Source organism: Ruegeria sp. AB6 (assembly GCF_056542685.1).
Genome location: NZ_JBQGAD010000009.1, coordinates 40186 through 59077, shown reverse-complemented (window position 1 = coordinate 59077; position 18892 = coordinate 40186). Strand labels below are relative to the sequence as shown.

Here is an 18892-nt window from a genome sequence, read left to right as displayed (position 1 = left end):
CCCGCCCGCCGTCCCGTTTTTTCGCAGCTCAGGGAGGATCTGATGCTGGATAGTTCCGAAGGATATGTCACCGAAGACGGTCGTAAGATCGGCGGTGTGGTGATGGAGATGAAAAACATCACCCTGCGCTTTGGCGGCGTGGTGGCAATCAAGGATATCTCGTTCGACATTCGCGAGGGTGAGATCCGGGCCATCATCGGGCCGAACGGTGCGGGTAAATCCTCGATGCTGAACGTGATCTCGGGGTTCTATGTGCCGCAGGAGGGTGAGGTTTGGTTTCACGGATCAAAACGCCCGCAGATGCGACCCTTTGAGGTGGCGCAGCAGGGGATTGCACGGACGTTCCAGAATATCGCTCTTTTCGAGGGGATGAGCGTTTTGGATAACGTCATGACAGGGCGTTTGGGCTTCATGAAGACGAATATTATCCAACAGGCCTTGTGGAAGGGCAAAGCCGAGGCGGAAGAGACGGAAAACCGCGAGGCGGTCGAAAAGATCATCGATTTCTTGGAAATCCAGCACATCCGCAAAACACCTGTGTCTCGCCTGCCCTACGGGCTGAAGAAACGGGTCGAACTGGCGCGAGCCTTGGCGGCGGAGCCAAAGCTGCTGCTGCTGGATGAGCCGATGGCGGGCATGAATGTCGAGGAAAAAGAGGACATGAGCCGCTTTATCCTGGACGTGAATGACGAGTTTGGCACCACAATCGCGCTGATCGAACACGACATGGGCGTTGTGATGGACCTGAGCGACCGCGTGGTGGTGATGGACTATGGCCGCAAGATCGGTGATGGCACACCCGATGAGGTGCGCAACAATCAGGAAGTCATCGACGCCTATCTGGGGGTGAGCCATGACTAAACATCTGACAGACATGAGAGGGGGCGGACATGCCTGATCAGTTGGTATTTGCGATGGAGGTCATTCTGAATGGCCTGATGGCCGGGGTCCTTTATGCGCTGGTCGCGCTGGGCTTTGTGCTGATTTACAAGGCATCGGGGATTTTCAACTATGCCCAAGGGGTTATGGCACTGTTTGCGGCAATGACTCTGGTGGGGATCATGAAAGGTCAGGTGCCGTTTGCGCATCTGATCAATGCCATGTTCGGCACGCATATCCACTATTTTGGCTGGAACGTGCCTGCGCTGCTGGCGATTATTCTGACCATGGCGGTGATGGTGTTGCTGGCCTGGGCGGTGCAGCGCTTTGTGATGCGCCATCTGGTGGGTCAGGAGCCGATCATCCTGTTCATGGCGACGATCGGCCTGGCTTATCTGCTGGAAGGTGTGGCCGATCTGATGTGGGGCTCTGAAATCAAGACGCTGGATGTGGGCCTGCCGCAGGGCATCAACCTGTGGATTGATGAGAGCACATTCAACATCTTCGGCTACGGCTTCTTCATCGACAATCTGGACATTGTTGCAACAGTTATCGCGGCATTGCTGGTGGCGGCGCTGGTGGCGTTCAGCCAGTACACCAAGCAAGGCCGGGCGATGCGTGCGGTGGCCGATGACCACCAGGCGGCGCTGTCCGTTGGGATTTCTCTGAACTTCATCTGGGTGATGGTCTGGTCGGTCGCCGGGTTCGTGGCCCTTGTCGCAGGCATCATGTGGGGTACGAAATCGGGTGTGCAGTTCTCGCTATCGCTGATCGCGCTCAAGGCGCTGCCGGTACTGATGCTGGGCGGGTTCACCTCGATCCCCGGAGCGATTGTCGGAGGGTTGATCATCGGTGTGGGCGAGAAACTGTTCGAATTTGCCATCGGCCCGCTTGTGGGCGGTGCGACCGAGAACTGGTTTGCCTATGTGCTGGCGCTGATCTTCCTCGTGTTCCGGCCGCAGGGTCTGTTCGGTGAGAAGATCATCGAGAGGGTGTAGCGATGCAAAAGTTCCTCGCCATCACCAACGTGATCGCATGGGCCGGGTTCTGGGCCTTTGGGTATATCGCTCTGACGTCGGATGATCTGACGGACGGGCAGGTGACAATCGCAGCGATCTTGGCTTTTGCCGGACTGGTCATGGGCATCCTGGCCTACCTCAAGCTGGTCCGTGCGTCCGAGGCGACGGGATATGCCAAAGGATCGAACCAACTGGATGCCGCAGCCCGCAACCGGGCGCAGGAAGAATGGGGAAAGTAAGACATGTTCTATCGTGAGGCCGGAGATTTCAAAGTCTCTTACGTGGATGACAGCCAGACCTTCCCGATCAAGTTCGACCGGTATCGGTACTATGTGGTGCTTGCCGTGGCGTTTGGGATTATCCCGTTCATCATCAACGACTATTGGGCAAATGCGCTGCTGCTGCCGTTTCTGATCTATGCGATTGCGGCGATCGGACTGAACATTCTGGTGGGCTATTGCGGGCAGGTTTCGCTGGGCACCGGCGGGTTCATGGCTGTAGGGGCCTATGCTTGCTATAAGCTGATGACGGCCTTCCCGGATGTCAGCATGTTCATCCATGTCATCCTTGCCGGAGGTATCACCGCGTTGGTCGGTGTGCTGTTTGGCCTTCCAAGCCTTAGGATCAAAGGGTTCTATCTGGCCGTGGCGACTTTGGCGGCGCAGTTCTTCCTTGTCTGGCTGTTCAACAGGGTGCCGTGGTTCTACAACTATTCGGCCTCGGGGCAAATTAATGCGCCGGAACGCGATGTGTTTGGTATCATCATTACCGGCCCGAATGCTCCGGCATGGGCAACCTATCTGTTTTGCCTGATCTTCCTAGCAGTCTGCGCCGTCGTCGCTCGCAACCTGACGCGTGGTACCACAGGACGTAAATGGATGGCGATCCGGGACATGGACATCGCGGCCGAGATCATTGGTGTGAATCCACTTCGGGCTAAGCTGACGGCTTTTGCTGTCAGCTCGTTCTTTGTGGGTATTTCGGGTGCGTTGTTCTTTGCGGTTTATCTGGGCGCGGTCGAGGTCGGCGAAGTCTTCGGTATTCAGAAATCGTTCCTGGTGCTGTTCATGATCATTATCGGTGGACTGGGATCCATCTTTGGATCTTTTGCCGGGGCTGCGTTCCTTGTGCTGTTGCCCGTTGTCCTGAAGGTCGTCGGCGCGGACATGCTGGGCTGGCCCACCGATATCGTGGCTCATTTGAATCTCGTCATCGTTGGCGCGCTGATCATCATGTTCCTGATCCTTGAACCGCACGGGCTGGCGCAGCTGTGGCGCGTGGCCAAAGAGAAACTCAGACTCTGGCCGTTCCCGCACTAAGCGGTTCGGCCCAATCAGATAACGGGTGCAAAGCCCGAACTCACCATCGGACCAACCAAGGGAGGAGACACCCGATGAAATTGAAACTGGCAACCATGGCGCTCGGCGCCGCAATGGCGGCAGGTCCGGTTATGGCCGACCTCGTATTCCCGTCGCTCAGCTATCGGACCGGGCCTTATGCGGCGGGCGGTATCCCGTTCGCGGATGGCTATGCTGATTACTTTACCCTGCTGAATGAACGCGATGGCGGTATTGGTGGCGTGGCGACCAAGGTGATCGAATGCGAAACCGGCTATAACACCGAAAAAGGTGTGGAATGCTATGAATCCACCAAGGGCGAAGGCTCGCTGGTGTATCAGCCGCTATCGACTGGTATCACCTATCAGCTGATCCCCAAAACCACCGCAGATGGCATACCGATGCACACGATGGGGTATGGGCGCACCTCGGCCAAAAACGGCGATGTGTTCAGCCATACGTTCAACTATCCTGCGAACTACTGGGATGGAGCCTCGGGCGCGATCAACTACCTGCTGGATACCAACAATGGCGACCTGAGCGGCAAGAAAATCGCGCTGGTCTACCACAACTCGGCCTATGGCAAGGAACCGATCCGCACGCTGGAAGAGCTGTCTGCCAAGCACGGGTTCGAGCTGGTTGCCCTGCCGGTGGATCATCCTGGTCAGGAGCAGAAGTCGCAGTGGCTGCAAATCCGCCGTGATCGTCCCGATTTCGTCCTGATGTGGGGCTGGGGCGTGATGAACCAGGTGGCGGTGCAGGAAGCTGCCAACATCCGTTACCCGATGGAAAACTTCATCGGCATCTGGTGGTCGGGCTCGGAAAACGACGTGCTGCCAGCGGGTGAAGCTGCGAATGGCTACAAGGCGCTGACCTTCCACAATGTGGGCACCGATTTCCCGGTCTTTGATGACCTGCAGAAATATGTCGTCGATGCCGGTAAAGCCGCTGGCGCGGGCGATCAGGTGGGTACGGTTCTGTACAACCGTGGCCTCTATGCCGCAATGCTGGCTGCCGAAGCTGCCAAGAAAGCGCAGGAAATCCACGGCACCGCCGACATCACCCCTGCGATGATGCGCGACGGCATGGAAGCGCTGGAAATCACCGAAGCCAAAATGACCGAACTGGGCCTGCCAAACTTTGGCCCGACCTTCTCGGTTTCGTGTGAAAACCACGGCGGCGACGCTCTGGTCGGTGTGACCCAGTGGGATGCGACCAACAAGACCTGGAGCCTGATTTCCGAGTTCAAAGCCACCGATGGCGACGTGATCGGTCCGCTGATCAACGAGGATTCGGGTGCATATGCGTCGGAAAACAACATCGGTTCGCGCTGCTGATCCGGTGATCTGAAACACGGGGCGGCGGGCTCTCGCCGTCCCGACCTAAACACAAGGCTTGAGGACACGCGCTGATGCTGGATGCGGCTCAAAACACCGAAGTGCAGACCGAAACCCTGCTTGAGGTCAACAATATCGAGGTGATCTACAATCACGTGATCCTCGTCCTCAAAGGCGTCAGCCTGACCGTGCCCAAGGGCGGTATTACCGCGCTGCTGGGTGGAAACGGGGCTGGCAAGACGACGACGCTCAAGGCGGTGTCGAACCTGCTGCATTCCGAACGCGGCGAGGTGACGAAAGGCACGATCAAATATCGCGGCACCAGCGTGCATGAAAGCGATCCGGCGGATTTGGTTGAAAAGGGCGTCATCCAGGTGATGGAAGGCCGCCATTGTTTCGAACACCTGACGGTCGAGGAAAACCTGTTGACCGGTGCCTATACCCGCAAGGATGGCGCGGCTGCGATCCAGAAAGACCTTGAGCTTGTCTATTCTTATTTCCCGCGGCTGGCCGAACGCCGCAAATCTCAAGCTGGATATACCTCGGGCGGTGAGCAACAGATGGTCGCCATGGGGCGCGCATTGATGTCGCGGCCCGAGACAATCCTGCTGGACGAACCCTCGATGGGTCTGGCCCCGCAGCTGGTCGAAGAGATTTTCGGAATCGTGAAGGACCTGAACGAGAAAGAGGGTGTGTCCTTCCTGTTGGCCGAACAGAACACCAACGTGGCGCTGCGGTTTGCGCATTACGGCTACATCTTGGAATCGGGTCGTGTGGTGATGGATGGCCCGGCGGCGGAACTGCGCGAAAACCCGGATGTGAAGGAATTCTACCTCGGTATGTCGGATGAGGGCCGCAAAAGCTTCCGCGATGTGCGGTCCTATCGCCGCCGCAAGAGGTGGCTGTAAGCGGATGGAGGATCTGGCGATGACCTATTTCGACGCACTCGAAACCCGATCAGCCGACAAACGCGCCGTCGATCAGGCCGAGGCGCTACAAAAACAACTTGCACGGGCCCTGTCTGCCCCCGGTTTTCAAACGCATCTGGCGGATGTGGAGACAGATGGTGTCACATCGGTTGAGGACTTGCCCAAACTACCGGTTCTGCGCAAATCAGACTTGGCGCAGGCGCAGGCGACGCGCCCTCCGTTCGGGGGGTTCACCGTCAAACCCGCACGGCATTTCCACCATGTGTTTCAATCTCCGGGCCCGATCTATGAACCGGGCAGCACCGATCCCGACTGGTGGCGCATGGGCCGATTCCTGCACGCTGCTGGTGTAGGGCCGGGCGATATCGTTCAGAATTGCTTTGGCTATCACCTGACGCCTGCGGGTATGATCTTTGAAAGCGGCGCGCGCGCGGTCGGGGCGGCTGTTTTGCCCGCAGGCACCGGCCAGACCGAGCTGCAGGTGACGGCGGCGCGCGATGTAGGCTGCACCGCCTATGCCGGGACGCCGGACTATCTGAAGGTCATACTGGACAAGGCGGATGAGATGGGCGTCCAGCTTCATTTCACCACCGCCGTCGTAGGGGGCGGGGCCTTGTTCCCGTCACTGCGGCAGGAATACGCGGATCGTGGAATCTCGTGCCTGCAATGCTATGCGACCGCCGATCTGGGTAACATCGCCTACGAAAGCCCCGCCATGGAAGGGATGATCATCGACGAACATGTCATTGTCGAGATCGTGACCCCCGGCACTGGAACCCCAGTGGCAGAGGGTGAAGTGGGTGAGGTCGTCGTGACCTCTTTGAACCCCGACTATCCGCTGATCCGTTTCGCGACGGGCGATCTATCGGCGATCATGCCTGGCCAGTCATCTTGCGGGCGCACCAATGCACGGATCAAGGGCTGGATGGGCCGCGCCGATCAGACCACCAAGATCAAGGGTATGTTTGTGCGCCCCGAACAGGTGGCCGCGCTGGTCGATAAACATGCCGAGATCGTCAAAGCCCGCGTCATTGCCGCCCGTCAGGGTGAGATGGACATGATGACCGTTCAGATCGAAAGCCCCGGTGGCGATGACATGGCCTATGCCAAATCGGTTGTCGAGCTGCTGAAACTGAAAGGCGCGATCGAGGTCGTCGCGCCGGGATCACTGCCCAAGGACGGGCTGGTGATCGAGGATCAGCGCGTTTACGAATGAGGCCAAGCAGGTCTGCGGCAGTATGTGCCGCAGATTTGTATCCCTGCCCACTGGTGTTTCCGACCGTTTTGGTCGATTAAAGACGAAACCTGCGCCTTAGCCAGTAACAAGCCAGGATCATGGCCGACGTCGAATTCTCAGAACATGGAACGCGCAATCGCGGCGCGTTGGGCACCCGGTTGGTGGCGACCGTAGCCTGTCTGGTGGCGGCGGCCTGTCTGCTGCCTATGCTCGCAGTTGTTCTGGCGGCGGTGACGGGCGGGACGGACACGATCTCGCACCTGATGGACACGGTCTTGCCGGGCTATGCGCTGACCACTGCGGTGCTGGTTGTTTTGGTGGCGATGGGGACGTTTGCCATCGGTGTCGGTGCGGCGTGGCTGGTAACGATGACGCGCTTTCCCGGAGTTCGGTTTCTGGAAATCGCTCTGGTGCTGCCGCTGGCTTTTCCGGCCTATGTTCTGGCCTATGCCTATACGTTTATTTTGGACCACCCCGGTATCGTTCAGACCACCCTGCGCGACATGACCGGCTGGGGTCCGCGCGACTATTGGTTCCCCGAGATCCGCTCGACCGAAGGCGCGGCGGTTATGCTGATCCTCGTGCTGTACCCGTATGTCTATCTGCTGGCTCGCGCGGCTTTTTTGCAGCAAAGCGCCACTGCCTTTCTGGCGGCCCGCGCGCTGGGTAACAGCCCTTGGGGCGCATTCTGGCGCGTGTCGTTGCCAATGGCGCGCCCGGCGATTGCAGGGGGCGTGTTGCTGGCGATCATGGAGACCATCGCAGATTTCGGCACCGTCGCCTATTTTGGCGTGCAGACCTTTGCCACTGGCATTTACACGAGTTGGTTTTCTATCGGAGACCGCGCTGCCGCCGCGCAACTGGCTTTGTGCCTGCTGGGTTTTGCGCTGGTCATGGCCGTGGCTGAACGGATGCAACGCGGCAAAGCGAAATATTATCAGGCGGGCAAAAACCACGCCGCGCTGCCCTCGGCCCAATTAAAGGGATGGCAGGCGGCAGCGGCGTTCACGCTGTGTATCATCCCGGTGTTGCTGGGGTTCCTGTTGCCTGTGTTCATCCTGGTTCAGATGGGGATGGAATCGGAACAAAACCTGCTGTCGCGACGCTATATCGGGTTCATTCAAAACTCACTGATTTTGGCAGGGACGGCTGCGATTGTGACGGTTTTTGCTGCGATCTGCGTTGGGTTCTTTCAACGGCTTCGGCCTGGTCGGGTATCCTCTAGCACAGGGTATATGGCGCGGCTGGGCTATGCGGTGCCGGGCGGAGTTATCGCAGTCGGACTGATCGTGCCCTTTGCCAGTTTCGACAATTCTCTGGATGCGTGGATGCGGCAGACTTTCGATATCTCGACCGGGTTGCTTGTCACCGGCTCGATCTGGCTGCTGGTTGCGGCCTACATGGTCCGGTTCCTGGCCGCTGCGCTAAGTGCCTATGAGGGCGGACAAAGCACAGTCCACGCCAATATGGACGCGGCCTCTCGGTCCTTGGGGCAAAGCCCGCTGGGCACGTTGCGCCGCGTGCACTTGCCGATTCTGACACCATCGCTGCTGACCGCGCTGCTGATCGTGTTTGTGGACGTGATGAAAGAGCTGCCCGCGACCCTGATCATGCGCCCGTTCAACTTCGACACACTGGCGGTGCAGGCCTATCGGCTGGCCTCGGACGAACGGCTTGAGGGGGCTGCGGTGCCGTCGCTGGTCATTCTGGCTGTTGGACTACTGCCGGTCATTCTGATTTGCCGACAAGTGGGTCGCAGACGCTAGGGCGCTTCAAAATTACCACACCTTGCGCTGCGTGGGCTTGATTCAGATGCGTTTTCCGGCAAGGCTTGGGGTATGAACATGCAGCCTCCCAGCCGGTTCTCTGGTAACTCGGCCCAGATGCCCGTCGCCTTCAACCGCCACGAGATGTCCCATATCCTGTCCGTCTATGGACGGATGGTCGCCGCCGGAGAATGGCGGGACTACGGCATTTCCAACCTCCGCGATATGGCGGTGTTTTCGATCTTTCGCCGCACGGCCGAACACCCGATATACCGGGTCGAAAAGCACCCGCGTTTGCGGCAGAAACAGGGGATGTATTCGGTGATCGGCATGGATGGCCGCATCCTGAAGCGCGGCCAGGACTTGCGCACTGTGCTGCGGGTACTGGAACGCAAGCTGATCCGTTCGGTTGACCTTGATTAGAGCCTTTTGTGGCTGGTCACAGGCCCGTCGCCCTGATCCTTGATGCGCGCGATGGCCTGCTCCATCGGCTCAAAGGTCACATCCATGTGGAAGGCATTGGCGTGCAGAAGCATGTCCTCGGCATAGACCCACGCAACATGGCCCTTCCAGAACAATAAATCACCGCGTTGAGGCGGAGTTCCGTCTGGCAGAGTTTGCCCGACCGCGCGTTCCTGATCTCCGCTATCACCCGGACAAGGCATCCCGCAGGCCAGCAATCCGGCCTGCACAAGGCCCGAGCAATCCAGCCCGCTGCGGCTGTTGCCGCCCCACAGATACGGTGTGCCCAGAAACAGCTCGGCCACGGCGACCGGGTCGGTCAGGGTGACGCCGATGGGTTTGGCGTGAATGGCGGGAATGAAACCAAGTTCGGTTTCCAGAAACCCGTTCACTTCGGACCGGGCGGCTATCCTGCCGCCGAAGCTCAGTGACGCGATGTCCGGGCTTTTCATATCCGCTTGGGTATAAGCATGGGTGGCTGGGGCGGTAATCCAATGGGTTGCGGGGGTGTCCGGGCCAAGCTGGCCCGACCGGACCCAGCCCGGATAACCGTCCTTGTCTGATGTGATCCGGCTCCAACCCTCTACTGTATCAGTGACTGCGACCGTATCCCCATACAAAAGTTGCCGATCCCGGGGCCCATCTGGGCTGCGCATCAGATCGACGACCGGCTGTATGATGCGGTGTTGGGTCATAGGCCCAGCATCTCGGGCAGGGCGGTCAAAAGGGCACGTGGGCCTTGACCCAGCCCGCCCTTGCTGCGTCCGGGTTCTTTGCTGCGCTGCCACGAATAGATGTCGAAGTGTACATAGGGACTGTCGACCGCAAAACGGCGCAGGAACAGGGCGGCAGTGATCGACCCGGCAAATCCACCCGCAGGGGCGTTGTCCAGATCGGCGATGCCGGGTTCGATCATGCCTTCGTAAGGCTCATGGAAGGGCATCCGCCAGACTGGGTCGGCAGCTGCGCGCGCCGCGTGGGTCAAGGCGTCGGCAGCCGTGTCGCTGTCGGTGTAGAAGGGCGCCAGATCGGCACCAACAGCCACACGCGCCGCCCCGGTCAGCGTCGCCATCGAAATAACAAGGTCTGGTTTCCCCTCATCCGCCAGCGCCAGCGCGTCCGCCAGAACAAGACGCCCTTCGGCATCGGTATTATTGATCTCGACCGTCAGACCCTTGCGCGAGGTCAGGATATCGCCGGGTCGAAAAGCGTTCCCAGCCACCGAATTCTCAACCGCTGGGATCAGAACACGCAGTTGCAGCGGCAGGTTCAGCGCCATGATCATCCGCGCCAGCCCCAGCACGTTGGCTGCCCCGCCCATATCCTTTTTCATCAACCCCATTGAGGAACCGGGTTTCAGGTTCAACCCGCCAGTATCGAAACAGACACCCTTACCGACCAGAGTCAGTTTCGGTCCTGCGTCGCCCCAGTTCATCTCGATCAGCCGAGGCGCCTGCGCGGCGGCACGACCCACCGTGTGGATCATGGGAAAATTCTGGTCCAACAGGTCATTGCCTGCAATCACCGAACAGGAGGCACCGAATTCCTGCGCCAGCGCCTCAGATGCAGCCTGCAACTGGTCCGGCCCCATATCCGACGCAGGCGTGTTGACCAGATCGCGGATCAACGCCTCGGCCTTGGCAAGAACCTCTAACCGGGCGACATCCAAGCCATCCGGTGCGACGAGGCGCGCTTTGGCGGCGGATTGACTAGCATAGCGGTCGAAACTGTATCCGGTCAGCAACCATCCTAGGCACTCGGTCTCCAGCACATCATCCGACAGGCCCGAGGCAATGCGATAGGTGCCTTTGGGCAACGCTTCGGCCGCTGCGGCCAGTGGGAACCGTTTGCGCGCCCGCCCTGCTGGTTTGCCGTAACCCGCCAGCGCCATGGACGGCGCGCCGTCTGCATCAGGGATCAATAGCGTTTGACCCAAACCGGCTGTGAACCCGCTGTGTTCCACCCAAGTCGCCACGGAACCGGGCTGATCCGAAATCCAGCTTTCCAGATCGGACTGCGCGATCACATGCAGCGGCAGGGACGGGTCAGAGGCGGGGGCAAAAGACAGGGTCATGGCGATCTCAACTGGTTCGAATTGCGCCCAGCCTAGTCACCCACGATCCGTCCGCAAGCCCCGTCAGACCGAAAGATCCTGCTGGTCCCAGATCACGGTCAGCGATTTTTCACCCACACGGATCAGACGTGACAGTGTTGCCCCTGTGGCCACGGCATCGCCGACATCAACATTATGCGCCACGTCCCCTGCTACGCGCGCCAAAGCGTTCATCCCAACCTGTTCGGAAATCGCCACCAGAGAACGCGCGCATTTGCGCAAGCTCACCCAGTCGCGCCGCCGCCAGTAGCGTTCGCAATTTGACAGGCGCACGGCCAGTTCCTCGACCGTGCGACACAACACGTCCAATGCATTCTGATCCCCCAACTGTCCGCACAATCCGTTCAGACGCTCCGGGTCCAAGCGGACGGATTCCTTGTGTTCAAGCGTGACTATCTTTTCCACCACATTCACCCCAATTCCTTGCACCCCCACGGTGTGGCCCTACTGTGGCGTGAAATTCCTTTGCAAAACCTTGCAGTGCTGCGGGATAATGGCTCGAATTTTCGGTGAATTTGGGTTACAGCACTCGTCAGACACAAGACTAAGGACGTAAGAATGGAACGCGCCAAACCTCTGCCGAGCTATCTGGTCAAACGGTATCACGGCTGGAAAGCCACCACCTATTCCGAAAATCAGGTCTGGTACCGGCGTCTCGCGACCGAGGGTCAGCGCCCGCGCGCGATGGTTATTTCGTGTTGCGACAGCCGGGTGCACGTGACGTCGATGTTCGGCGCGGATCAGGGCGATTTCTTCATTCACCGTAACATCGCCAACCTCGTCCCCCCATACGCCCCGGACGGAGATCACCACGGCACCAGCGCCGCCATCGAATACGCCGTGACCGCGCTGAAAGTGGCGCATCTGATCGTGTTGGGCCATTCGCAATGTGGCGGCGTTCAGGGCTGTATCGACATGTGCAAGGGTCAGGCCCCTCAGCTTGAAGCCAAGGACAGTTTTGTCGGGCGCTGGATGGACATCCTCAAGCCGAAATACGATCTGGTGGCCGATATCGAGGACAGCACGGACCAAGCACGCCAATTCGAGCGGCATGCGGTTGTTGCCTCACTTGAAAACCTGCTGACCTTTCCGTTCATTGCGTCAGCAGTCGAGGACGGATCACTGAGCCTGCACGGTCTGTGGACCGATATCGGAGAGGGCGGGCTGCAATGCTATGACCCGCACGAAAAGAAGTTCGTGGTTGTTTGATTTTCGATAGGAGCAATGCGATGTGAAGGGCCGGTCAGGCCCTTCTTTTTTACGCAACTGCATCACCGTAGGATCATACCCTCGGGCCAGTTTAGTTCTGTCTCGATTTGAATGGTTTCTGCCTGTCCGGGGGCCAACTCCATTTCCCACGCCAGAACTCCCCGCCGGTTATCGACATTTTCTTCGGCAGGGCTGGGATTTGCGCTCCAGGTGATATTCAGATCATCCTGTTCGGAAAAGGGGACGCTCTCGAGCAGACGTAGGGGCCAAGTTTGGTCCGAGAGATTCTCGATGTGAATTTGAGCGCGTTCAACTCTTTCGTTCGAGCGTGATATCAACCCAACGTCACCACTGCGCCGTCCCAGGATTTGGTGCTTCAAAGTCAGAGCATAAAGAGGACCAAATCCCAATTCCACCTCTTCACGAGGTCCGATTTCGGGGCTGGCATCGATTGCGACCAGAACGCCATCGACATGCCATCTGGCATATTCCGAGGAGATTAGGTTTTGTGCATACGGATTCGTGAAACGCGCAGTACGATAAGCCGTGTCGTCCCTGCTTGGGTTGGCCAAGGCAAAAAGTTCTGCAGGTTGAGACATGCTATCCAGTTCCAGTTCGGCGGCCCCGTATCCACTGGAAATCGAGATCGGCACTGGCAGCGTATAGGTCGTGCCCGTTCCTTGGACTGACGCGGCGCTCGGGTTCCAACTTCTCGCGGTTTCTTCGACCACAACCGGGGCCTCTACGACCGGTTCTTCCAACGTTTTGGGTTTTTCACGGATAGAGCGGCGTTTGGTTCGAATCCTAGACGCAGTGCTTTGATCGTCGGGTTGCAGTGTGGAAACGCTCAGGGCGATGTCGTTCCAGTCTTCACCAGTCGTTTGAGCCACAAAGACGCTGCGTTTGATCTGCACCTTCGGGGTATTTCCGGTTTTCAGATCAAAGACATAAGCCGGTTGCCATGATGCAGTTTCATAAGTGAGATATGACAGCGATAGTGTTCCGTTTGTATCTTCTTCGGCAATAACATCTACGGCGATAAAGGTACGTTCATCCGCTTCCGGCACAAGCGCGGCCAGATCAGCGTGCGCCGTTTCCAAATCGGCCTCAAGCTCTGCCAGTTGGGTTTCAGTTTCTCGCGCCTCAAGTTCTGCTGCCTGCGCGGTGTTTTCAGCATCAAGGGTTTCGTCGCCAACCATGCGGGCAATGCTGCGCAGGTTTTCGGGATCCGACTCGGCCGAGCCTACGTTACGCCCCAGATTGGTGAGGAACGCAATCGTGTGACCGGCAGCTTGGGCCTTCAATCGGGCGGTGTCAGCCTGATCCTCGACCGCTTGGATTCGAGATTCTATGTCTTCGATACGTTCTTCTACCTGTTTGACGGCCTCGCCGACATAGTCTCGCCAAGGCACGTCTGCGTAGCGTGAGATCAGAGCCGTTTGACTTAATCCATCTGCGCGAAACTGCATTGTCGCGATTTGGTAGCCTACATCGTCGCTTTTCGGTGTGCCCAACAGAACCAGTCGATGACGGCCCGCTGGCACATCGAATGCGCCTGTTCGGGTGATCTACGGTTTGTGCGGCGTAAGGATGGCACGGCTGCTTGGGTATTTCGTTTCACGATACACGGCAGGCGCAGGGAAATGGGCCTTGGTCCCTACCCCGATGTTTCCCTGAAGGCTGCGCGAGAAATGGCGACCGAGTACAGGCAACAGACCAAGCGCGGTATCGATCCTATAGCCAAGCGCGAAGCAGAGAAGCTGGAAGCCATCCGTAATCTGCACGTTGTTCGGGATGTGGCACAGGATTGCTTTGAGGCCCGCAAGGCAGAACTGAAGGGCGATGGAACTGCGGGACGCTGGTTCTCGCCGTTGGAAATCCATATCTTGCCCAAGCTTGGAAAGATGCCCATCGCTGAGGTGGATCAGATCTCTGTACGAGACACGCTGGCGCCGATCTGGCATGAAAAGGCGGAGACGGCTCGCAAAGCTGCGAACCGCCTGAATCTCGTTTTGAAGCATGCAGCCGCTTTGGGCCTAAATGTGGATTTACAGGCGGTGGACAAGGCCCGCGCTCTTCTCGGCAAACAACGGCATAAAGCGAAGAGCATTCCGGCTCTGCCGTGGCAAGAGGTGCCGGGTTTCTATGCATCGCTGGGTCAGGGTGCCACTGAGCTCGCGTTACGCATGTTGATCCTCACCGGAGTGCGATCTGCCCCGATCCGCCACGCAAGACCGGATCAAATCGATCTAGGCGCGCGCATCTGGACGATCCCCGCCGAGCTTGTGAAGAGTCGCAAAGGTGCGACGGGAGATTTTCGAGTACCACTGACCGACGAGGCTGTGATGGTCGTAGAGGATGCTCTGCGTCACGGTAGTGAAGTGTTGTTTCCGGGGCAGCGCGGAAAACCGATCAGCGATATGACGATGAGCAAACTCATGCGTGACCGGGACATGGCAGCCCGCCCGCACGGGTTCAGATCGAGTTTGCGAACGTGGGCCGAGGAAACCGGCCAGCCGTACGAAGTCGCTGAAACAGCACTTGGTCACGTTGTCGGCAATGCGGTGGAGCGGGCGTATCAGCGATCCGACCTGATTGAGAAGCGTCGCGTTTTAATGGCGGCGTGGGCTGATCACGTAACAGGCCAAGGCGAGGCCGATGTTGTGTCGATCAATGGGGTGCGGGGATGAACAGTAAAAATTGTAATCCGCAGCTTGGCGCATGGAAAATGAGACACGACGGAGAGCTGCGCGAATTGGCTCGGACGGACATTTCAGCGGCTCTCCTACTATTAGAGCAACTATCGGATATTGGCGCAAAGGTTGAAGCGCAAACCGCGCTCTACATTGCCGTGTTAAGTCTAAAGGCAGACACCCCAAAAGAGTTGCGGAAACCTCGGGGCAGGCCCAAAGGTTCTTTTACTCCGAACGGGCTCAAAGTCAGTGAGCGCACCGAGCGTAGGCAAAGGGAACGATCGCGAAAGAAGCAAGCTGAGCTAGACGAAGTGTTGGAACGCCTGCGAGATAGGATTTCGAAAGAAGACACCGATGGCCTCTAGCAGAAGCGGACATTTATTCAGCCTTTTATTGACCGTGACTTGAAGCCATGGGCTCACGCATTCTTACCCCGTAACGTCAAATGAAACGGGGTATTGAATGACCGATCGACTTTTAACTGACCGCGAAGTTGCCGAGCGCCTTGGCTTGTCCAAAGCTACAATCTGGCGACATGCCAAGGCCGGATTGCTGCCAAAACCCGTCAAACTTGGATATGCGGCCCGCTGGCCAGAAAGCGATATTCAAACTGCAGTGGAAAGTTTGAAGGCCAACTCCAGCAGGTGGCGCTGGGTCTCGACAGCGACGGGGAGCATGTCACGTCATGCTATATCGAGCCGATGCCCAACTCACCGCATGAAACTGCTGACGCGGCGGTACAACTGCCCGACAAACAGCAAAATCTCATTGAGGCTCTTTCGCTCTACATCGATGAGCATGGCAGCTGGAATCCCGGAGGCGAAGAATGGCCCGAACCGGAAATGCACCGGATTGTTAACCAGGAGGAGCTCATTGCGTACGCTTCGAAGTTGGGCATCTCCAAAGCATCGCGCGATCGCGACCAAAAACGAGAAATTACCCGGATGATAGATGCACTGCAGACTGCGGGTCGCGTAGGAACAAACAGAGATTGGATTTGGCTTGTTTAAACGTGAGCGAGATACGCGAGAAACGCGCGAGATCGCGGTTTCTCGCGGGCGCGAGGTTTGGCGCGAGGTCCCTATAGATAAACTCGCATCTCGCGCGTTGCTTGAACCATTGCAACAGGGGCGAGAGCGCGAGCCCGGGCAAAGCCCTCGGGCTCGCGCTCTCGCTGTCATAAGTTGTGCGAAATGGCGGGCGAACGGCGGGTTTAAGCAGAGAAAAGGACGTTCGCGAAAATGGCTTCAATCAACGCTCTGAGCCCTTCTCTACCGAAGCTACGCTTCGTATGGATTTTTGCTATGCGCAGTTAGGTGAAATTGGAATGCTCAGCAGCAGGCGCAAAGCAGTCCTCAGTTGCTATTTGCCTTACGGCACTGCAACAGCCCGAAAATGGGCCGTTCTAAGGCAGCCACCTTGAGCAGGAGTCGCGGTTCCGTCCTACCTAGGAAGTTTGCCGCCAATGAGTTGAGACTACATCCCAGAAAGCCCAGCATTAGTATTCAATAGAAACTGGCGGAAAATTGGGCTGCTCGCCGCACCAATGCCTCGGGCGTTTTCCCCGACCGCTGCGGCTTCTACAACTGGAGGAATTAAACCGCGTTTGTCTTGGTTGATTAGGTATCGGCGAACACGTGAGACCAACTCTTCCCGCACTTCAGGTGGGAATGCACCGTCGATGAAAATCGCCTCAAAGTCGATGACCGCGCAAATTGACAGTGCGGCCTTGGCCAATTCCTGAGCCGTCGTGCCGATCCATGGTTCGACATAGCGAGAGATGCTATTCCAATCCTGAGGCTTCTTCCAGAGAATTTCAGGATCTACACCTGCTTCGATCAATCTGTCCTCGAGCAGGAACAGCGAAGCTGTGTCGATCAGTTGCTGGCTTTCACCCAATGGGCCCGTAGTCCGCATAGCGCCTAGCGCACCGGCATTGCCTTGGTTGCCCTCGAATACGGTGCCGTTCAATGCGACGCCACCGCCGATCATCGAGCCGATGAAAAAATAGAAGTAATCACGATACTCAGCCCCGCGGCCATAAAGGTGCTCCGCGTGACAGGCTGCCGTTGCGTCGTTAACCACAAAAACCGGCAAGTCGCTGAACTTGGCGACCTCGGAGAAGAAATTCACGTTTTTCCATGACCTGAATTTCTTGGCGGCGAGCCCGGACAGATCATGCCATTTCCAAAGCTCGAACGGGGTGCCGATCCCGATACCGCATACTCGGTCGCGAAGACGTTGAGGTTCGCGAGAGAGAAGTGTTTGCAGGCCAGACTCCAGAAACCCAAAAATGACCTCTGGCAACGGATAATCGTATGTCGTGGAAAGTTGGTGGCGCGGGTTGCCCATAAAGTCGATCAAAAGCAGATCGGCGCTGCGCCGCCCGATCTTCATCCCAACTGAAAGGATGCCTTCCGGGTTGAGCTCCATAGGGACTGAGGGCTTACCTACTTTTCCTCGCAAAGGGGTTCCGCGTTTGAGAATCTCGTCCTTTTCCAGCTTACGAAGAATAATTGAGACAGTCTGAGGGGACAGGCCCGTTAGTCGCGCGACTTCGGCACCCGCAGCAGGGCCATGCCTTTGTAAAACCGTCAAAATCAAACGTTCGTTGTGATCGCGAACCCCGCTTTGACTTACCCCGCCAGTCAGTGTTTTTAGCGCTTCTCTTTCCATAAGCCTGAACATAAACCCCTTGTTTTCTTATGAAAAGATGCCGAAGCAAATTAATAAATAAACTTTATTTATTTATTGACATGAAGGCTAGAATCGCGGTTTGCTTGAACGCAACCTGCATTGGAGGATGGAGGTGGGTCTCGCTGTCATGCCACGCGGGACAAAAACAACTTTCTGGGAGGACAACATGAGAAATCTACTCAAGCTTGCTGCATCAGCGACTGTACTCACACTCGCTGCTGCATCTGTTCAAGCGGCCGGGGAGACGGTTTGCCTGATCACGAAGACTGACACCAATCCATTCTTTGTAAAGATGAAAGAAGGCGCCACAGCCAAAGCTGAAGAGCTTGGCATGACTCTAAAGGCCTTCGCGGGCAAGATCGACGGCGACCACGAAACTCAGGTTCAGGCCATTGAAACGTGCATCCTTGATGGAGCAAAGGGAATTTTGCTGACGGCGTCTGACACCAGCTCGATTGTCCCTGCGGTTCAGCAGGCGCGGGACGCCGGCCTGCTGGTAATTGCTTTGGACACACCGCTGAGCCCGATTGACTCTGCCGACGCAACATTTGCCACGGATAACTACAAGGCAGGCCTGTTAATTGGCCAATGGGCAAAGGCAAAAATGGGTGACGCGGCAGCGGACGCCAAAATCGCGACGCTGGACTTGAACGTTAGTCAGCCAACAGTGGATGTTCTACGTAATCAGGGCTTCCTTGACGGTTTCGGAGTGGACCTAGCGGATCCAAATGTTATCGGCGATGAGACCGATGCCCGACTGGTTGGCAGTGACGTGACCGACGGCAACGAAGAAGGCGGGCGCCGCGCCATGGAGAACCTTCTGGCAAAAGACTCGACGATCAATGTGGTTCACACAATCAACGAGCCGGCAGCAGCAGGTGCGTATGAAGCCTTGAAGTCAATTGGGCGCGAAAACGATGTGCTGATCGTCTCGGTCGATGGCGGCTGCCCCGGCGTGCAAAATGTACAGGCCGGTGTAATCGGTGCGACAAGCCAGCAATACCCACTGTTGATGGCTTCGCTTGGTGTTGAGGCTGTAAAGAAATGGGCCGAAGAGGGCGTTAAGCCTGAAAATACACCGGGCAAAGACTTCTACGATACCGGTGTAGCGCTCATCACGGACCAGCCTGTTGATGGCGTGGAATCAATTTCAGTCGCCGAAGGTTTGGAACTCTGCTGGGGCTAACGCAGACTTAATTGATGAGGCGCGCACA

Annotated in this window: 18 protein-coding genes and 1 pseudogene; 14 read left to right on the top strand and 5 right to left on the bottom strand. The window is 57.6% G+C overall.

The window, feature by feature from the left end; all coding sequences use genetic code 11:
• Positions 1-42 precede the first annotated feature (42 nt).
• From ACR0DB_RS17080 to ACR0DB_RS17040, 9 genes are all read left to right on the top strand, one after another.
• A complete protein-coding gene (locus ACR0DB_RS17080; RefSeq protein ID WP_170355671.1) occupies positions 43-861 on the top strand; it encodes an ABC transporter ATP-binding protein in 819 nt (272 codons plus the stop codon).
• A gap of 29 nt (positions 862-890) precedes the next feature.
• A complete protein-coding gene (locus tag ACR0DB_RS17075; protein ID WP_170771455.1) occupies positions 891-1877 on the top strand; it encodes a branched-chain amino acid ABC transporter permease in 987 nt (328 codons plus the stop codon).
• A gap of 2 nt (positions 1878-1879) precedes the next feature.
• Positions 1880-2137, top strand: coding sequence for a hypothetical protein (locus ACR0DB_RS17070; protein WP_170771457.1), 258 nt, complete (start codon positions 1880-1882; stop codon positions 2135-2137).
• Between the two features lie 3 nt (positions 2138-2140).
• The gene (locus ACR0DB_RS17065) at positions 2141-3217 is read left to right on the top strand and encodes a branched-chain amino acid ABC transporter permease (RefSeq protein WP_170771459.1); all 1077 of its coding nucleotides are present in this window, start codon (positions 2141-2143) and stop codon (positions 3215-3217) included.
• Positions 3218-3291: 74 nt separating this feature from the next.
• A complete protein-coding gene (locus tag ACR0DB_RS17060; RefSeq protein WP_170771461.1) occupies positions 3292-4572 on the top strand; it encodes an ABC transporter substrate-binding protein in 1281 nt (426 codons plus the stop codon).
• 74 nt (positions 4573-4646) lie between these two features.
• The gene (locus ACR0DB_RS17055; RefSeq protein WP_170771463.1) at positions 4647-5480 is read left to right on the top strand and encodes an ABC transporter ATP-binding protein; all 834 of its coding nucleotides are present in this window, start codon (positions 4647-4649) and stop codon (positions 5478-5480) included.
• A 19-nt stretch (positions 5481-5499) separates the two neighbouring features.
• On the top strand, positions 5500-6717 hold the full coding sequence (locus ACR0DB_RS17050) for a phenylacetate--CoA ligase family protein (protein WP_480552186.1): 1218 nt from the start codon (positions 5500-5502) through the stop codon (positions 6715-6717).
• A gap of 119 nt (positions 6718-6836) precedes the next feature.
• Complete coding sequence (locus ACR0DB_RS17045; RefSeq protein ID WP_480552185.1) at positions 6837-8504, top strand: ABC transporter permease; 1668 nt, start codon at positions 6837-6839, stop codon at positions 8502-8504.
• Between the two features lie 72 nt (positions 8505-8576).
• Positions 8577-8927 carry a DUF2794 domain-containing protein gene (locus ACR0DB_RS17040; protein ID WP_480552184.1) on the top strand — a complete coding sequence of 117 codons (351 nt, stop codon included), beginning with the start codon at positions 8577-8579 and terminating at the stop codon, positions 8925-8927.
• On the opposite strand, the gene ACR0DB_RS17035 is transcribed toward ACR0DB_RS17040, so the two are convergent.
• From ACR0DB_RS17035 to ACR0DB_RS17025, 3 genes are all read right to left on the bottom strand, one after another.
• Complete coding sequence (locus ACR0DB_RS17035) at positions 8924-9661, bottom strand: C40 family peptidase (protein WP_480552183.1); 738 nt, start codon at positions 9659-9661, stop codon at positions 8924-8926. The two genes, ACR0DB_RS17040 and ACR0DB_RS17035, sit on opposite strands and share 4 nt — an antisense overlap.
• Positions 9658-11040 carry a leucyl aminopeptidase family protein gene (locus tag ACR0DB_RS17030; protein ID WP_480552182.1) on the bottom strand — a complete coding sequence of 461 codons (1383 nt, stop codon included), beginning with the start codon at positions 11038-11040 and terminating at the stop codon, positions 9658-9660. Before ACR0DB_RS17030 ends, ACR0DB_RS17035 begins: the two co-directional genes overlap by 4 nt.
• Positions 11041-11103: 63 nt before the next feature.
• Positions 11104-11493 carry a hypothetical protein gene (locus tag ACR0DB_RS17025; RefSeq protein WP_480552284.1) on the bottom strand — a complete coding sequence of 130 codons (390 nt, stop codon included), beginning with the start codon at positions 11491-11493 and terminating at the stop codon, positions 11104-11106.
• A 144-nt stretch (positions 11494-11637) separates the two neighbouring features.
• Between ACR0DB_RS17025 and ACR0DB_RS17020 the strand changes: the two genes are divergently transcribed.
• Positions 11638-12288, top strand: coding sequence for a carbonic anhydrase (locus ACR0DB_RS17020; RefSeq protein WP_170771492.1), 651 nt, complete (start codon positions 11638-11640; stop codon positions 12286-12288).
• A gap of 62 nt (positions 12289-12350) precedes the next feature.
• Here ACR0DB_RS17020 and ACR0DB_RS17015 read toward each other — a convergent pair whose 3' ends face one another.
• Positions 12351-13832 carry a DUF4139 domain-containing protein gene (locus ACR0DB_RS17015; RefSeq protein WP_480552181.1) on the bottom strand — a complete coding sequence of 494 codons (1482 nt, stop codon included), beginning with the start codon at positions 13830-13832 and terminating at the stop codon, positions 12351-12353.
• On the opposite strand from ACR0DB_RS17015, the gene ACR0DB_RS17010 reads away from it, so the two are divergent.
• The 3 genes and pseudogenes from ACR0DB_RS17010 to ACR0DB_RS17000 all read left to right on the top strand — a co-directional run bounded on the left by ACR0DB_RS17010 (position 13815) and on the right by ACR0DB_RS17000 (position 15991).
• Positions 13815-14978 carry a tyrosine-type recombinase/integrase gene (locus tag ACR0DB_RS17010; protein WP_480552180.1) on the top strand — a complete coding sequence of 388 codons (1164 nt, stop codon included), beginning with the start codon at positions 13815-13817 and terminating at the stop codon, positions 14976-14978. The two genes, ACR0DB_RS17015 and ACR0DB_RS17010, sit on opposite strands and share 18 nt — an antisense overlap.
• A gap of 465 nt (positions 14979-15443) precedes the next feature.
• Positions 15444-15590: pseudogene (locus tag ACR0DB_RS17005) on the top strand (helix-turn-helix transcriptional regulator); the annotation flags it as partial.
• Positions 15591-15625: 35 nt separating this feature from the next.
• Positions 15626-15991, top strand: coding sequence for a hypothetical protein (locus tag ACR0DB_RS17000; protein WP_480552287.1), 366 nt, complete (start codon positions 15626-15628; stop codon positions 15989-15991).
• Between the two features lie 466 nt (positions 15992-16457).
• Here the strand turns inward: ACR0DB_RS17000 and ACR0DB_RS16995 are convergent, their stop codons facing one another.
• Complete coding sequence (locus ACR0DB_RS16995) at positions 16458-17657, bottom strand: ROK family transcriptional regulator (protein ID WP_170412873.1); 1200 nt, start codon at positions 17655-17657, stop codon at positions 16458-16460.
• Between the two features lie 187 nt (positions 17658-17844).
• Here ACR0DB_RS16995 and ACR0DB_RS16990 point away from each other — a divergent pair, with 187 nt between their 5' ends.
• Entirely contained in the window at positions 17845-18864 is a 1020-nt protein-coding gene (locus ACR0DB_RS16990) for a sugar ABC transporter substrate-binding protein (RefSeq protein ID WP_170413026.1), read from the top strand.
• Positions 18865-18892: the final 28 nt, after the last annotated feature.

What these genes read in the sequence shown, in the direction of transcription:
- ACR0DB_RS17080 (WP_170355671.1), top strand. Translation starts at nt 43, where the DNA reads ATGCTGGATAGTTCCGAAGGATATGTCACCGAAGACGGTCGTAAGATC.
- ACR0DB_RS17075 (WP_170771455.1), top strand. Translation starts at nt 891, where the DNA reads ATGCCTGATCAGTTGGTATTTGCGATGGAGGTCATTCTGAATGGCCTG.
- ACR0DB_RS17070 (WP_170771457.1), top strand. Translation starts at nt 1,880, where the DNA reads ATGCAAAAGTTCCTCGCCATCACCAACGTGATCGCATGGGCCGGGTTC.
- ACR0DB_RS17065 (WP_170771459.1), top strand. Translation starts at nt 2,141, where the DNA reads ATGTTCTATCGTGAGGCCGGAGATTTCAAAGTCTCTTACGTGGATGAC.
- ACR0DB_RS17060 (WP_170771461.1), top strand. Translation starts at nt 3,292, where the DNA reads ATGAAATTGAAACTGGCAACCATGGCGCTCGGCGCCGCAATGGCGGCA.
- ACR0DB_RS17055 (WP_170771463.1), top strand. Translation starts at nt 4,647, where the DNA reads ATGCTGGATGCGGCTCAAAACACCGAAGTGCAGACCGAAACCCTGCTT.
- ACR0DB_RS17050 (WP_480552186.1), top strand. Translation starts at nt 5,500, where the DNA reads ATGACCTATTTCGACGCACTCGAAACCCGATCAGCCGACAAACGCGCC.
- ACR0DB_RS17045 (WP_480552185.1), top strand. Translation starts at nt 6,837, where the DNA reads ATGGCCGACGTCGAATTCTCAGAACATGGAACGCGCAATCGCGGCGCG.
- ACR0DB_RS17040 (WP_480552184.1), top strand. Translation starts at nt 8,577, where the DNA reads ATGAACATGCAGCCTCCCAGCCGGTTCTCTGGTAACTCGGCCCAGATG.
- ACR0DB_RS17035 (WP_480552183.1), bottom strand. Translation starts at nt 9,661, where the DNA reads ATGACCCAACACCGCATCATACAGCCGGTCGTCGATCTGATGCGCAGC.
- ACR0DB_RS17030 (WP_480552182.1), bottom strand. Translation starts at nt 11,040, where the DNA reads ATGACCCTGTCTTTTGCCCCCGCCTCTGACCCGTCCCTGCCGCTGCAT.
- ACR0DB_RS17020 (WP_170771492.1), top strand. Translation starts at nt 11,638, where the DNA reads ATGGAACGCGCCAAACCTCTGCCGAGCTATCTGGTCAAACGGTATCAC.
- ACR0DB_RS17010 (WP_480552180.1), top strand. Translation starts at nt 13,815, where the DNA reads ATGACGGCCCGCTGGCACATCGAATGCGCCTGTTCGGGTGATCTACGG.
- ACR0DB_RS16995 (WP_170412873.1), bottom strand. Translation starts at nt 17,657, where the DNA reads ATGGAAAGAGAAGCGCTAAAAACACTGACTGGCGGGGTAAGTCAAAGC.
- ACR0DB_RS16990 (WP_170413026.1), top strand. Translation starts at nt 17,845, where the DNA reads ATGAGAAATCTACTCAAGCTTGCTGCATCAGCGACTGTACTCACACTC.